Here is a 13,328-nt window from a genome sequence, read left to right on the forward strand (position 1 = left end):
TGCTGCGGATCGTCGGCCCGGCCTGGACGCCGGGGCCGGGGGATCGCGGGATCGACGTGGGCCTTGGCGGCGTGGCGGCCGACTGGCTGGCCGGGGCGGTGCCGGCCGGCTCGGCCGTGCTTCTGACCCTGGGACGGCAGGAGGTGGCACCGTTCAAGCGCTGCCCGGAGCTGCGCTTCGTGCTGCGCTCGATCGAGCCGCCGGCGGCAGAGGACCTGCCGGCCGACTGCCTGCTGCTGAGCGAGCGCGGGCGGTTCACGCTGGACGGCGAGCGGGCCCTGATCGCCAGGCACGGCATCCGCGCCGTCGTCGCCAAGAATGCCGGCGGCGACGCCACGGCGGCGAAGCTGGCGGCGGCGCGCGAGGCGGCGATCCCGGTGGTCATGATCCGGCGCCCGGCGCCCCCGGCAATGTCGGACGCCACTGGGGCGGTGGCCGACATCGCCGGGGCGCTGGACTGGCTCAGCCGGCCGCGATGACCACGCCGGCCACGGCAATGGCGGCGCCCAGCGCGCGCTCCACCGGGGCGAAGCGCAGCCGGTTCAGGCCCAGCGCCGCGCCGATGCCGATGCCGTGCAGGATCGCGGTCGCGGCGATGAAGCCGAGTCCGTAGGTCACGGCCGAGGCGTCCGGGTGCATCTCGGCGCCATGGGCGTAGCCGTGGAACACGGCGAAGACTCCGGTCACCGCCATGCCGAGCCAGGCCACCGGCCGCACTGCCAGGGCGATCAGCGCGCCGAAGACGATGATCGACCCGGCGATGCCGAGCTCGACCATCGGCAGACCCAGGCCCTGGATGCCGGCGATGCCGCCCACCGCCATCAGGGTCAGGAAGGCCAGCGGCGCCTGCCAGATGTAGCGGCCGCCGACCTGGCCGGCCCAGATGCCGACCGCGACCATGGCGAGGATGTGGTCCAGGCCGGAGAACGGGTGCTCGAAGCCGGCGGTGAAGCCGGTGACGTCGTGTCCCGGATGGGCATAGGCGGCCACCGGCAGCAGGGTCGCCAGGGCGGTCAAAGCGAGGGTCTTGGCAAGTCTCATCGCGGGGTCTCCAGGGTCAGAGTGTCGATCTACGCAGAAGCAACTTTCGTGCCGCGCTTCGGGCGCAGCACATGGACATGCGCCGGGTCGTAGAGGGCGCTGTCGGTGAATTCGGTGTCGCCCAGCACACGGCCGACCAGGATCAGGGCGGTGCGGGTGATCTTCGCCTCGCGCACCTTGGCGCCGATATCGGCCAGGGTGCCGCGGATGATCTGCTGGTCCGGCCAGGTGACGCGGTAGACCACCACCACCGGGCAGCCGGCGCCGTAATGCGGCTCCAGCGCCCGCCGCACCGCCGGGATGTTGCGGATCGAGAGATGGATCGCCAGCGTCGCGCCGGAGCGGCCGAGCGTCTCCAGCTCCTCACCCGGCGGCATGGCCGAGGCCTTCATCGTCGTCCGGGTCAGGATCACGGTCTGGCTGACGTCCGGCAGGGTCAGCTCGGTGCCCAGCGCGGCGGCAGCGGCCGCGAAAGCCGGCACGCCGGGGGTGATGGTGTAGGGGATGCCCAGCGCCTTCAGCCGGCGGATCTGCTCGGCGATCGCGCCGTACAGCGACGGGTCGCCGGAATGCACCCGGGCGAGGTCCTGGCCCTGGGCGTGGGCGGCTTCGATCTCGGCGATGATCTGGTCGAGATGCAGCGGCGCGGTGTCGATCACCCGCGCGTCCGCCGGCGCATGCGCCACCACCGCCTCCGGCACCAGCGAGCCGGCGTAGAGACAGACCGGGCAGCGGGCGATCAGGTCGCGGCCCCGCAGGGTCAGCAGGTCCGGGTCGCCGGGGCCGGCGCCGATGAAATGCACGGTCATGCCCGCTGCGCCTCCGGCTTGTCGCCATAGCCGCGCGGCGTGTAGACACGCGGGGTGCCGTCGCCGAGCACCAGCGCCCGGCTTTCCGAGGAGCCGACCAGCACCAGGGTCAGCATGTCGACCATGTCGACGGTCAGGTCGCCGAGCGTGGTGACGGTGAGCGTCTCGCCCTCGCGGCCGAGATTGCGGCCCAGCACCACCGGCGTCGCCGCCGGGCGATGCGCCAGCAGGATCTCGCGGGCCCGCGCCAGCTGGCTGCGGCGGCGCTGCGACACCGGGTTGTAGAAGGCGACGACGAAGTCGCCCTGCGCCGCTGCCGCGATCCGCCGCTCGATCGCCGGCCAGGGCGTCATCAGGTCGGACAGCGAGATGGCGCAGAAATCATGGCCCAGCGGCGCGCCGATCCGGGACGCGGCTGCCTGCATCGCCGAGATGCCGGGCACGGTGGTGACCTCGACCCGCCGCCAGTCCGGCCGGCCGCCGCGCTCGATCAGCTCCCATAGCAGGCTGCCCATGGCGTAGATGCCGGCGTCGCCGGAGCAGATCAGGGCGACGTCCCGCCCCTCCGCCGCCAGGTCCAGCGCCGCGCCCACCCGCAGCTCCTCCTCGCCCAGCTTGTAGTCGTGCCGCGCCTTGCCGGCGGCGGTCGGGCCGAGCAGGTCGATGTACAGGCTGTAGCCGACCAGGTCGGTGGCGCGAGCGATCAACCGGTCAGCCTCCGGCGCCCGCCAGTCGGCCCGGCCCGGGCCCATGCCGATCAGCGCCAGCGTGCCGCGCTTGCGGCCGATCCGGTCGGGGTCGAGGATGGCCGGCGCTTCGGCGACGGCACAGGTGGCGCGGCGCGACTTGTGCTTCTCGACGATGAGACGACCCTCGGATCCGGACGCGGCCAGCGCCGCCGCCTCGGCCACGCCGTGGCAGCCGATCTCGCGGAACACGATTTCGGACGGGTTGGCGAGGCGCGGCGTCTCGGCCTCCAGCGTCGCCGGATCGAACACCCGCAGTTCCAGGCCGAGCGCCCGCGCCGCCGCCTGCAGCCCGGCCTCGTCGGCCTTGAGGTCGACCGAGACCAGGGCCGCCACGGCTTCCAGCGCCAGCCCGGCGCCGGCCAGGGTGTCGCGGATCAGCGTCTCGATCTCCGCTGCCTCGGCGCCGCGCTCGCAGCCGATTCCGACCGCCAGCGTCGCCGGATGGAACACCAGCCGGTCGGGATCGGCCGGCAGGACCCGGATGTCGGCAGCAATCACCTTGCGCGCGGTCGGGTCGAGCGGGAGATCGGCCTCCGCCAGCCAGGGCAGGTCGCCGTCGAGGCGCACGGACTCGCCGGCCAGAAGATCGGCGGCGAAGCTCTTGTAATCGCTGGACTCCGACAGCCGCCAGCCGACCGGCGGATCGTCCAGCGCCACACCGAAGCGCAGGTCGCCGGCGGTGGTGATCGCCGGGGCGATGCCGAGGATCTGCGCCACCTGCCGGGCCAGGTCGTTGGCGCCGTGATGGCCGCCGAGCAGCGGCACCACGGCGCTGCCATCCTCCGCCACCGCCAGCACCGGCGGCTCGGTGCGCTTGTCGGACAGCAGCGGCGCCAGGATGCGGATCAGGGCGCCGGCGGCGCAGAGGCCGATGATCGGCTCGCCCGCCGCGAACAGGGTTCGCAGATGGTCGGCCAGCTTGCCGAAGGCGATGTCGGCGCCGGTGACGCGGCAGGACGGCGCGTGGATCGCCGCGCCCGGCAGCAGCGGCTTGAGCCGCTGGGCGGTGGCGAGCCCGCCCGAGGTCAGGGTGATCAGCGCCGTCATCGCCACGCCGCCCCGCGCCGATGCGCCAGGATCATCGAGAAATAGGGCACGGTGTCGGGATCGACCTCGCTCAGCTTCAGCACGCGCTGATGGCCGAGCGTGGCCCGTTCGACGTAGCGCGCGCTGTCGTACAATCCAGTTTCTTCAAGCAATTGCGATATCTTCTTGAAGTGTCGGCTGAGCTTCATGATCGCCACGGCATCGGCGGCCTGCAGCCGCGGCCGCAATTCCTCCTCCGGCAGCGGCGCCGGCAGCACCGTCAGCACGTCGTTGCGGGCGGCCAGCGGCAGGCCGGTGGCGGCGGCGCAGGCGGTCAGCGAGGAGACGCCGGGCACCACCTCGACCCGGTGGCGCTCCGCCAGCCGGCCGAACAGATACATGAAGGAGCCGTAGAAGAACGGGTCGCCCTCGCACAGCACCGCCACGTCGCGGCCGGCCTCGAGATGGCCGGCAATCTCGATCGCCGCGGCGTCGTAGACCGCCTGGGCCGGGGCCGGATCGATCCGCATCGGCACGCGGATGGCGATCTCCACCTGGCCGCCCTGGAGATGCGGCGCCACGATCGAGCGGGCGAAGCTGTCGCCGACATCCGGCGCCGGATAGGCCAGGACCGGCGCGGCCCGCAGCAGGCGCAGCGCCTTCAGCGTGACCAGCTCCGGATCGCCCGGCCCGACGCCGAGACCGTAGAGGGTGCCGCTCATGCCGGCCCCCAGGGCTTCACCGCGGCCCATTGCGTCACCGGCATCAGCGGGCGCCAGCCGTGATAGCCGCCGATCGGCTCGGCCCGCGACACGGCGATGCGGGACAGGCTGCCGCCGAGCCGGGCCTGGTGGCCGATCACGACCGCCTCGCCCTCCGCCGTCACCACATTGGCGACCAGTCGGCCACCCGGCGGCAGCGCCGCCCAGCAGGCCTCGACCAATCCTTCGACGGTGATGCCGCCGCCGATGAACACCGCGTCCGGCCGCGGCAGGTCGCCCGCCAGCGCGGCCGGCGCCTCGCCGCGCACCACCTTGAGGAAGGGCGTGCCCAGCGCCGCCGCGTTCTGGGCGATCAGCGCCAGGCGGCCGTCGTCGCGCTCGACCGCCACGGCCCGGCAGCGCGGGTCGCTGCGCATCCATTCGATCGCGATCGAGCCGCAACCGGCGCCGACATCCCACAGCACCTTCCCGGGCGACGGCGCCAGCGCCGCCAGGGTCATGGCCCGGACCTCGCGCTTGGTCAGCTGGCCGTCATGGGCGAAGGCATCGTCCGGCAGGCCGGGCACGGCCGGCAGCACGCGCGTCTCCGGCCCGGCGACGCAGTCGATGGCAATGGTGTTGAGGTCGTCGACCTCGCGATCGTCCCACTCCGCGGTGGTGGCCCGGGCGATACGCTCGCCCTCCCCGCCCATCCGCTCCAGCACCGCGAAGCCGCTGCGGCCCCAGCCGGTGCGGCGCAGCAGCTCGGCCAGACGGGCCGGCGTGGTGCGGTCGGCGCTGAGCACCAGGATCTTCGCCCCGGGCTGCAGATGCGGCACCACCAGCTCCAGCGGCCGTCCGTGCAGCGTCACCATGCGGGCCTCGACCAGCGGCCAGCCCAGCCGGGCGCAGGCCAGGCTGAAGGCCGAGGGCGCCGGCAGCACCACCATCTCCGCGATCGGGATGCGGCGCGACAGGGTGACGCCGACGCCGAAGCACATCGGGTCGCCGCTGGCCAGGACGCAGACGCGGTGGCCGCGCAGCGCCTCGATCTCGGGCACGAGCTCCATCAGCTGCGGGGGCCAGGGAATGCGGCGGCGGCCATCCTCCGGCACCATCGCCAGATGCCGCTTGCCGCCGACCACGATCTCGGCGGCATCGTAGAGGGCGCGGGCGGAAGGTGACAGGCCGTCCAGACCGTCCTCGCCGATGCCGATGACGCTGAGCCACGGGGTCATCAGATACCCTCCCGCGCCAGGGCGTTGACCGCGGCCGAGGCCATGGCGCTGCCGCCGCGCCGGCCCGGCAGGGTCAGGAACGGCACGTCGCTTTCGGCCAGCGCCGCCTTGGATTCGGCGGCGCCGACGAAGCCGACCGGGAAGCCCAGGATGGCGGCGGGTTGCGGCGCCCCCTCCTCCAGCAGCTCCAGCAGCCGGAACAGGGCGGTCGGGGCATTGCCGATCACCACCACCGCATCCTCCAGCCGGTCGCGCCACAGCTCGACCATCGCCGCCGAGCGGGTGGTGCCAAGGCGGCGGGCCAGGTCCGGCAGCGACGGATCGCCGATCAGCGATATGACCTCGTTCTGAGCCGGCAGGCGCGAGCGGATGATGCCGACCTCGACCATGCGGCAATCGACCAGCACCGGCGCGCCGGCGGCCAGGGCAGCCCGGCCGCGCGCGGCGACGTCGGGGGTGAAGAGCAGGTCGTCGACCACCTCGACCATGCCGCAGGCATGCGCCACCCGCACCGCGAGCCCGGCGACGTCCGGCGGAAACCGTTCCAGCCGCGCCTCGGCCCGGATGGTGGCGAAGGACTGGCGGTAGATCGCCTCCGGGTCGCGGAGATAGGCGTGCGCCATCCCTGCCCTCACCCGGCCTTCTTCAGGCTCTTTGGCCCCAGCGGATGGTCGGCATGGGGATAGGGATGGTGGTGATGGCCATGCTCGTGACTGTGCCCGTGATCGTGGCCATGGCCGTGCGCATGATCGTGATGATGGTGATCGTCGCCATGAAGATGGTCGTGATCGCCATGGTGGTGATGATCGTGCCCATGGTGGTGATCGTGGCCGTGGTCGTGGTGCTCATGCGCCGCCCCGCCGCCGATTCCCTCGACATGGTGGTGGTGGCTTTCCTGCGGCAGGCCGACCTCGGCCTCGAAGCCCAGCACCTGCATCCGGTACTTGCACATCTGGCAGTTCATGTTGCCGGTGCCGCCGAGGATCTCGGCGATCCGCTCCTCCAGCGTCTCCAGCACCAGCGGGTGGTCGTTCAGGTAGCGTGCCTTGACGAACTCGATGCCCGGATGGCGGGTGGCGACGGCGTCGGTGGCGTCGTAGATCCGGTCGACCAGGATGCCGGTGAACAGGAAATACGGGAACACGACGATGCGGCGGTAGCCCAGCTTCGCCGCATGCTCCAGCGCCGGCTCGACCAGCGGGAAGGTGACGCCGGAATAGGCGGTCTCGCCCCAGCCGAAGCCGATGCCCTCCCACAGCATCCGCATGACCTTGGCGACGTTGGAGTTGGCGTCGGGGTCCGAGGCGCCGCGGCCGACCACGACCAGCATGGTCTCGTGCAGCGGCACCGGTCCGTCCTCACGCCGCGCGTCGGCGATCTCCACCGCCTCCTGCACCCGCTCGCCGGCGGCGCGCAGCATCTTGACGTCGATGCCCAGCTCGCGGCCGTAGCGGATGGTCAGGCCCGGATGCTGCGCCTGGTAGGTGTTCAGCACCGAGGGGATGTCGTTCTTGGCGTGGCCGGCGGCGAACAGCATGCCCGGGATCGCCAGCACCTCGGTCACGCCCTTGGCACGCAGCCGGTCCAGCCCGTCGCGGATGATCGGCCGGGCGAATTCGAGATAGCCGTAATCGACCTCGTAATGCGGCAGGCGGCGGCGCAACTGCAGGGACACGGCGGCGAACTCGTCCACGGCCCCCTGATCCCGGCTGCCATGGCCGCAGATCATCACGCCCAGCTTGCCCGCCATCATGCCCTCCTGGCTCCACGCCATGCCGGCACGGCCGGGACGGATCCCGGCAGCGGACGGTGGGCGGCACGCGCGGATATCGCTTGGATCTATCCGTCCGATGGAACCCCGTCGCAGATGCGTTCCGGGGGCGTCGCGGGACGCACCGTCGACGTCCCGGCCGGCACATTGCTATACGCTTCCCCTGGAAGGCAACAGCGACGCGACATCCCATGCACGATCTGCGACCTGGCCGGCTCTTCGTCTTCGGCCTCGGCTACAGCATGACCCGGCTGGCGCGGCGGCTGCGCGACCTCGGCTGGCAGGTCGCCGGCACCACGCGTGATGCCGACCGGCTGGAGCGGCTGCACGATGAGGGATTCGAGGCCCACGCCTTCGGCCCGGACCAGCCGCTGGACACAACCGCCCTGGCGGGAACCACGCATCTGATCCAGTCGATCTCGCCGGAGGACTCGGGCGACCCGGTTGTGCCGGCGCTGGCGGAGGCGCTGCGGGCGCTGCCGCAGCTGCGCTGGGTCGGCTACCTGTCGACTCCCTCGGTCTATGGCGACCGTGACGGCGCCTGGATCGACGAAAGCGCCGACCCGACTCCGGGCTCGCCGCGCGGCTGGAAGCGGCTGGAGGCGGAGCGCGCCTGGTTCGGTGCGTTCCAGAGCACCGGCGTGGCGGTGCAGGTGTTCCGCCTGGCCGGAATCTACGGGCCCGGGCGCTGTGCCCTCGACCAGCTGCGGCACGGCCGGGCCCGCCGCATCGACAGGCCGGGCCAGGTGTTCAACCGCATCCATGTCGACGACATCGGCTCTGTGCTGATGGCGTCGATGCGCCAGCCCAGGTGCGATCTACAACGTCGCCGACGGCCACCCGTCCAGCCCGAACGACCCGATCGAGCATGCCGCCCGGCTGCTCGGCATCGATCCGCCGCCGTTGATTCCGTTCGAGCAGGCCGGCCTGTCGCCGCTGGGCCGCGAATTCTATTCCGAGTGCAAGCGGCTGAAGGTCGACCGGATCATCGACGAGCTGGGGGTCCATCTCGCCTATCCGGGCTACCGCGAAGGCTTGGACGCGATTTGGGCGGAGGAGCAGGCCTGAGCCTGCTCCCCACGAGCCCTCAAGCCGCGTCGGCCAGGCCGCGCTTCTTCAGCAGCGCCGCCGGGTCCGGCGGCCGGCCGCGGAAGGCGCGGTAGGCCTCGGCCGGGTCGCGGCGGTAGCCGGCGGAATAGACGAACTCCGCCAGCCGGCTCGACACCGCCGGGTCGAAGATGTCGCCCGCCTCCTCGAAGGCGCCGAAGCCGTCCGCGTCCAGCACCTCGGACCACAGGTAGCTGTAGTAGCCGGCGGAATAGCCGCTGCCGGCGAAGACATGCTGGAAATGCGGCGGCCGGTGCCGCATCACGATCGCCGACGGCATGCCGATCCGCTGCAGCGTCGCCCGCTCGAACGCCGCCGGGTCGGAGGCATCGGCGCCCGCGGCGTGGAAGTCGAGATCGGCCAGGGCGGAGGCGATGAACTCGACCGTGGAAAAGCCCTGGTTGAAGGTGCGCGCCGCCAGCACCCGTTGCAGCAGTTCCTCCGGCATCGGCTCGCCGGTGCGGTAGTGCAGCGCGTGGCGGCGCAGGATCTCCGGCCGCTCCAGCCAATGCTCGTACAACTGCGACGGGAACTCGACGAAGTCGCGCGCCACATTGGTGCCGGCGATCGCCGGATAGGTCAGGTCCGACATCAGCCCGTGCAGGGCGTGGCCGAACTCATGGAACAGGGTGCGGGCGTCGTCGAAGCTGAGCAGGCTCCCCTCCGCCGCCTTGGCGAAGTTCATGACATTGACGACGATCGGGCGCACCTCGCCGTCGAGATTCTCCTGCTCCCGGATCGGCTCCATCCAGGCGCCGCTGCGCTTCGACGGCCGGGCGAAGTAGTCGCCGTAGAACAGGCCGACGAAGCGGCCGTGCCGGCCCGTCACCTCCCAGGCCCGGACGTCGGGATGCCAGACCGGCACGTCTGGCCGCTCCTTGAAGGACAGGCCGAACAGGCGATGCGCCGTGTCGAAGGCGGCCTCGATGATGCGCTCGAGTTGCAGATAGGGCTTGAGCTCGCTCTCGTCGAGGTCGAATTCCTGCTTGCGCTGCTGCTCGGCGTAGTGGCGCCAGTCCCAGGCGGCGACCTCGAAATTGCCGCCTTCCGCCGCGACCAGAGCCTGCAGCTTGTCCTGCTCGCGCAGGGCGCGAGCCCGGGCCGGGGTCCAGACCGAGTTCAGCAGGCCCAGCGCCGCCTCGGGCGTCTTGGCCATGGTGTCGGCCAGGCGGAAATGGGCGTAGCTGGGATAGCCCAGCAGCCGCGCCTGCTCGGCCCGCAGCGCCACGGTCTCGGCGATGATCGGCCGGTTGTCGGCGGCCGCGCTCTCGCCGCGGGCGAGCCAGGCCTTGAACACCGTCTCGCGCAGGTCGCGCCGGGCGGAGAACTGCAGGAACGGCTCGACGCTGGAGCGGCCGAGCGTGATCGCATGCTTGTCGGGCTGGCCACGATCGGCCGCGGCGGCCGCCGCCGCATCGCGCAGCTCCTGCGGCAGGCCGGCCAGGTCGGCCTCGCCGTCCAGCACCAGGGCATAGGCCTTCTCGTCGGCCAGCACGTTCTGGCCGAAGCTGGTGCCGAGCGTGGCCAGGCGCTCGACGATCTCGGACAGGCGGCGCTTCGCCGCCTCGTCGAGGCCGGCGCCGCTGCGGGTGAAGCCGAGATGGTAGCGCTCCAGCACCCGGTCCTGCTCCGGGGTCAGGCCGGGCTCGGCGCGGCGGGCGAACAGGGCGTCGACCCGGCGGAACAGCGCCGGGTGCTGCTGGATCGCGTTGTGGTGCCGGGCCAGCAGCGGCGCGACGTCCCGCTCCACCGCCTCCAACTCGTCACTGCTGTGCGCCGAGGTCAGGTTGAAGAAGGCGGCGGCGACCCGGCGCAGCGCGCGGCCGCTGCGCTCCAGCGCCGCGACGGTGTTGTCGAAGCTCGGCTCGGCCGGGTCGCCGGCGATCGCCTCGATCTCGCGGAGGTGCTCGGCCAGCGCGGCGTCGAAGGCCGGGCGGAAATGCCGGACCGCGATCCGCTGCCAGGGCGGGCTGCCGAACGGCGTGTCCCAGTCCGCGAGCAGCGGGTTGGCGGAAGTCTGCGTCTCGGAGCTCATCATGGCACCGCTGTGATCTGGATCCTTGGCCGCCAGACTAGCCAGGATCGCCTCCCCATGTCAGCAGCCGTGTCGCCGACCTGGGCAGGCAGGATTGCCGAGCCGCCTCTGGCTTCAGAAGGTTTAAAATCTGATAAATTTTGCATTGCAACAAAATATCCGAGATTTTGAATCTTGGTCATAAAGATTTAACGGCAGGATTACTGCATTCGCGATGGCGATTCCTGATCGGCCTCGCTAGCATACCCCCGTATTCCAGACCAAAGCCCCGGATGGCCGGGGCCAGGAGGGGTTCGCAGATGACGACGCTGACGGTTGCGCCGAACGGCATCAATGGCGCCGGGTTTTCCTTCGACGCCCTGGGGCAGCTCGATTTCGACAATCCAAGGGTGACCTCCCTCACCTCCACTGCCGGGCACATCAATTTCGACGGCGTGTCGGTCGACCTCACCGGCACCGGCCTCGGCGTCGGCCTGTTCGGCATCACCGGCATCGTGACCGGGCTGGTGCTGTCGCAGAACGGTGTCGCCATCGCCACCATCACCGGCACCTCGCTCAGCGCCGCGACCACCTACTCGCAGATCAGCAACGGCGACTTCACCGGCCTCGCCAACAGCCTGTTCGCCGGCAATGACAGCCAGACCGGGTCACAGAAGGGCGATGCGCTGTACGGCCTGGCCGGCAACGACACCCTCAGCGGCCTTGCCGGCAACGACACGCTCGAGGGCCGTGTCGGCAACGACGTGCTGCGCGGAGGCGCCGGGGCCGATGTGCTGGACGGCGGCGCTGGCATCGACACGGCGAGCTACTACACCAGCTCGGTCAGGGTCTCGGTCAGCCTGACCACCGGCATGGGCAGCGGCGGCGAAGCGCAGGGCGACACCCTCTCCGGTATCGAGAACCTCTCCGGCAGCCAGGGCAGCGACACCCTCACCGGCAACAGCCGGGCCAATGTGCTGCAGGGCTGGAACGGCAACGACGCCCTCACCGGGGCCGGCGGGACCGACATGCTGACCGGCGGCGCCGGCGCCGACCGCTTCGTCTACAGCAGCGTGGCGCAGAGCCCGACCGGGTCCGGCGCCGACCGGATCACCGATTTCAGCCACGCCCAGGGCGACCGCATCGACCTGTCGGGGATCGACGCCAATGCCGAAATCTCCGGCAACCAGGCCTTCCGCTTCATCGGCACCGGCCTCTACACCCACCATGCCGGCGAGCTGCGCGCCGCCGTCACCAGCCCAGGCGTCACCACCATCGCCGGCGATGTCGACGGCGACGGCACCTCGGACTTCCACATCCTGCTGACCGGGGCGGTCCACCTGGTTGCTAGCGACTTCGTGCTGTAGCGGCACGAGGGGGGCGGACGTCAGAGACCGTCTGAGAGTGCGCTGGCGTGAGTCGGCTGGTGGTGGTTTCGAGAACCGGCGCGCAGCGGACGTTTGAGTCCGTGAGCACCGGAAGCGCAGAAACCGCCATCAGACGGCCGCGCCAGTAGCGCTATCACACGGTCTCTCAGCAGCCGGTCAGGCGCGGCGTCCGCTCGACCTCCAGCCCGAAGGCCGGCCGCAGATACGTGCCGGCGACATTGCCGAAGAAGGCGGCGACCAGCCACAGCCAGCCATGCAGGCTGCCGGAGGCGATGCCGGAGAAATAGGCGCCGATGTTGCAGCCATAGGCCAGCCGGGCGCCGTAGCCGAGCAGCAGCCCGCCGACCACGGCGGCGGCGACCTGGCGGGCGGGAATGCGCCAGACCGGCGCGAAGCGCCCGGCCAGGCCGGCGGCCAGCAGCGCGCCGACAACGATGCCGATATCCATCACCGAGGTGACGTCGGTCAGGATGCTGCCGTTCAGGGCCGCGGCGCTGGCCGGCTTCGACCAGTAGGGCCAGCTGGCTGGATCGAATCCGACCAGCGCCGCCGCCTTGGAGCCCCAGAGGGCGAAGGCCGAGGTGATGCCCCAGGGCCGCCCGGCCAGGGCCAGGGTGACGAAGTTCAGCACCGCCAGGGCGACGCCGCCCCAGACCAGCGGCCAGGGGCCGCGCAGGAGGCGCTGCAGGCCGCGCGTCGCCGGCGTCTCGGGCGCCACCAGGGCCCCATGTACGCGGCGCTCCCGCAGCACGGTCAGGCCGGCGATCGCGGCGAAGACGGCGAGGTTGAGCAGCAGCGCCGGCCACAGCCCGAGGCTGGTGACCAGCGATACGGCGGGCAGCGAGGGCTGCGCCGTCCACCAGTGCAGATGGGCCGCGCCGATCGCCGAGCCGGCGATGAAGAAGACCAGGGTCAGCACCATGCGGGTGGAGCCGCCGCCGACCGTGTAGAGCGTGCCGGAGGCGCAGCCGCCGCCGAGCTGCATGCCGATGCCGAAGAGGAAGGCGCCGACCACCACCGAGATGCCGAGCGGCGAGATGTTGCCGCTGACCGGCTGGCCGAACAGCGTGCCGGCCGACAGCGCCGGGAAGAACAGCAGGACCGCGACCGCCAGCATCACCATCTGCGCCCGCAGCCCGGCGCCGCGGCCATCGGCGATGAAGACGCGCCAGGCCGAGGTGAAGCCGAAGGCGGCGTGGTACAGCACCACACCGAGCGCCGCGCCCAGGGTGTAGAGCGCCGCCTGGCGGGCATCGATCACCGCGGAGAGCAGCAGCACGCCGGCGAGCAGCACCAGCCCGGCCAGGCCGGCGACGCGCAGGTTGATCGCCGGGGCAAGGCGGGAAGCGGCGGGCGTCGGCCCGCCGGGAAGGGTAACCGTCGACATCGCGTGAATCCGGCAGCGGCCGCCGCGATGGCGGCCCGGTACGGAACACATAGTCGTGTAGTACAAGATGTCAATTCGATGAAAATTACATATTCAG

The 13,328-nt window shown here is 71.5% G+C and carries 12 protein-coding genes; 3 read left to right on the top strand and 9 right to left on the bottom strand.

Annotated features, from left to right (window positions below; genetic code table 11):
• Positions 1-479: precorrin-6A/cobalt-precorrin-6A reductase (locus ACTOWL_RS24115; protein WP_441323827.1), on the top strand; the 479-nt coding region annotated here is incomplete at its 5' end.
• On the opposite strand, the gene ACTOWL_RS24120 is transcribed toward ACTOWL_RS24115, so the two are convergent.
• Genes ACTOWL_RS24120 through ACTOWL_RS24150 form a run of 7 tightly spaced genes read right to left on the bottom strand, consistent with a single transcriptional unit; the run spans position 463 to position 7,314 of the window.
• The gene (locus ACTOWL_RS24120; RefSeq protein WP_441323828.1) at positions 463-1,041 is read right to left on the bottom strand and encodes a HupE/UreJ family protein; all 579 of its coding nucleotides are present in this window, start codon (positions 1,039-1,041) and stop codon (positions 463-465) included. The genes ACTOWL_RS24115 and ACTOWL_RS24120 overlap by 17 nt on opposite strands.
• Positions 1,042-1,070: 29 nt before the next feature.
• Entirely contained in the window at positions 1,071-1,850 is a 780-nt protein-coding gene (gene cobM, locus ACTOWL_RS24125; RefSeq protein ID WP_441323829.1) for a precorrin-4 C(11)-methyltransferase, read from the bottom strand.
• Positions 1,847-3,646: a precorrin-3B C(17)-methyltransferase gene (cobJ, locus tag ACTOWL_RS24130; RefSeq protein WP_441323830.1), complete on the bottom strand. Its 1,800-nt coding sequence runs from the start codon at positions 3,644-3,646 to the stop codon at positions 1,847-1,849. The genes cobM and cobJ overlap by 4 nt, the downstream gene beginning before the upstream one ends.
• Complete coding sequence (cobI, locus tag ACTOWL_RS24135) at positions 3,643-4,347, bottom strand: precorrin-2 C(20)-methyltransferase (protein ID WP_441323831.1); 705 nt, start codon at positions 4,345-4,347, stop codon at positions 3,643-3,645. Before cobI ends, cobJ begins: the two co-directional genes overlap by 4 nt.
• Positions 4,344-5,564: a precorrin-6y C5,15-methyltransferase (decarboxylating) subunit CbiE gene (cbiE, locus tag ACTOWL_RS24140; protein ID WP_441323832.1), complete on the bottom strand. Its 1,221-nt coding sequence runs from the start codon at positions 5,562-5,564 to the stop codon at positions 4,344-4,346. Before cbiE ends, cobI begins: the two co-directional genes overlap by 4 nt.
• On the bottom strand, positions 5,564-6,187 hold the full coding sequence (locus ACTOWL_RS24145; RefSeq protein ID WP_441323833.1) for a precorrin-8X methylmutase: 624 nt from the start codon (positions 6,185-6,187) through the stop codon (positions 5,564-5,566). Before ACTOWL_RS24145 ends, cbiE begins: the two co-directional genes overlap by 1 nt.
• 8 nt (positions 6,188-6,195) lie before the next feature.
• Positions 6,196-7,314 carry a sirohydrochlorin chelatase gene (locus tag ACTOWL_RS24150; protein WP_441323834.1) on the bottom strand — a complete coding sequence of 373 codons (1,119 nt, stop codon included), beginning with the start codon at positions 7,312-7,314 and terminating at the stop codon, positions 6,196-6,198.
• A 212-nt stretch (positions 7,315-7,526) separates the two neighbouring features.
• Between ACTOWL_RS24150 and ACTOWL_RS24155 the strand changes: the two genes are divergently transcribed.
• Positions 7,527-8,498 (top strand): hypothetical protein, encoded by a 972-nt coding sequence (locus ACTOWL_RS24155; protein ID WP_441323835.1) that lies wholly within the window; start codon positions 7,527-7,529, stop codon positions 8,496-8,498.
• On the opposite strand, the gene ACTOWL_RS24160 is transcribed toward ACTOWL_RS24155, so the two are convergent.
• Positions 8,423-10,477, bottom strand: coding sequence for a M3 family metallopeptidase (locus ACTOWL_RS24160; RefSeq protein WP_441323836.1), 2,055 nt, complete (start codon positions 10,475-10,477; stop codon positions 8,423-8,425). The genes ACTOWL_RS24155 and ACTOWL_RS24160 overlap by 76 nt on opposite strands.
• A gap of 299 nt (positions 10,478-10,776) precedes the next feature.
• Between ACTOWL_RS24160 and ACTOWL_RS24165 the strand changes: the two genes are divergently transcribed.
• Entirely contained in the window at positions 10,777-11,823 is a 1,047-nt protein-coding gene (locus tag ACTOWL_RS24165) for a calcium-binding protein (RefSeq protein WP_441323837.1), read from the top strand.
• Between the two features lie 166 nt (positions 11,824-11,989).
• On the opposite strand, the gene ACTOWL_RS24170 is transcribed toward ACTOWL_RS24165, so the two are convergent.
• The gene (locus ACTOWL_RS24170; RefSeq protein ID WP_441323838.1) at positions 11,990-13,231 is read right to left on the bottom strand and encodes a YeeE/YedE family protein; all 1,242 of its coding nucleotides are present in this window, start codon (positions 13,229-13,231) and stop codon (positions 11,990-11,992) included.
• Positions 13,232-13,328 lie beyond the last annotated feature (97 nt).

Source organism: Inquilinus sp. CA228, from assembly GCF_052078665.1.
GTDB lineage: Bacteria > Pseudomonadota > Alphaproteobacteria > DSM-16000 > Inquilinaceae > Inquilinus.

Coding starts and splice junctions, on each gene's coding strand:
- ACTOWL_RS24170 (WP_441323838.1), bottom strand. CDS start 13,231: ATGTCGACGGTTACCCTTCCCGGCGGGCCGACGCCCGCCGCTTCCCGC.
- ACTOWL_RS24145 (WP_441323833.1), bottom strand. CDS start 6,187: ATGGCGCACGCCTATCTCCGCGACCCGGAGGCGATCTACCGCCAGTCC.
- cobJ (WP_441323830.1), bottom strand. CDS start 3,646: ATGACGGCGCTGATCACCCTGACCTCGGGCGGGCTCGCCACCGCCCAG.
- ACTOWL_RS24150 (WP_441323834.1), bottom strand. CDS start 7,314: ATGGCGGGCAAGCTGGGCGTGATGATCTGCGGCCATGGCAGCCGGGAT.
- ACTOWL_RS24120 (WP_441323828.1), bottom strand. CDS start 1,041: ATGAGACTTGCCAAGACCCTCGCTTTGACCGCCCTGGCGACCCTGCTG.
- ACTOWL_RS24160 (WP_441323836.1), bottom strand. CDS start 10,477: ATGAGCTCCGAGACGCAGACTTCCGCCAACCCGCTGCTCGCGGACTGG.
- ACTOWL_RS24155 (WP_441323835.1), top strand. CDS start 7,527: ATGCACGATCTGCGACCTGGCCGGCTCTTCGTCTTCGGCCTCGGCTAC.
- cobM (WP_441323829.1), bottom strand. CDS start 1,850: ATGACCGTGCATTTCATCGGCGCCGGCCCCGGCGACCCGGACCTGCTG.
- cbiE (WP_441323832.1), bottom strand. CDS start 5,564: ATGACCCCGTGGCTCAGCGTCATCGGCATCGGCGAGGACGGTCTGGAC.
- cobI (WP_441323831.1), bottom strand. CDS start 4,347: ATGAGCGGCACCCTCTACGGTCTCGGCGTCGGGCCGGGCGATCCGGAG.
- ACTOWL_RS24165 (WP_441323837.1), top strand. CDS start 10,777: ATGACGACGCTGACGGTTGCGCCGAACGGCATCAATGGCGCCGGGTTT.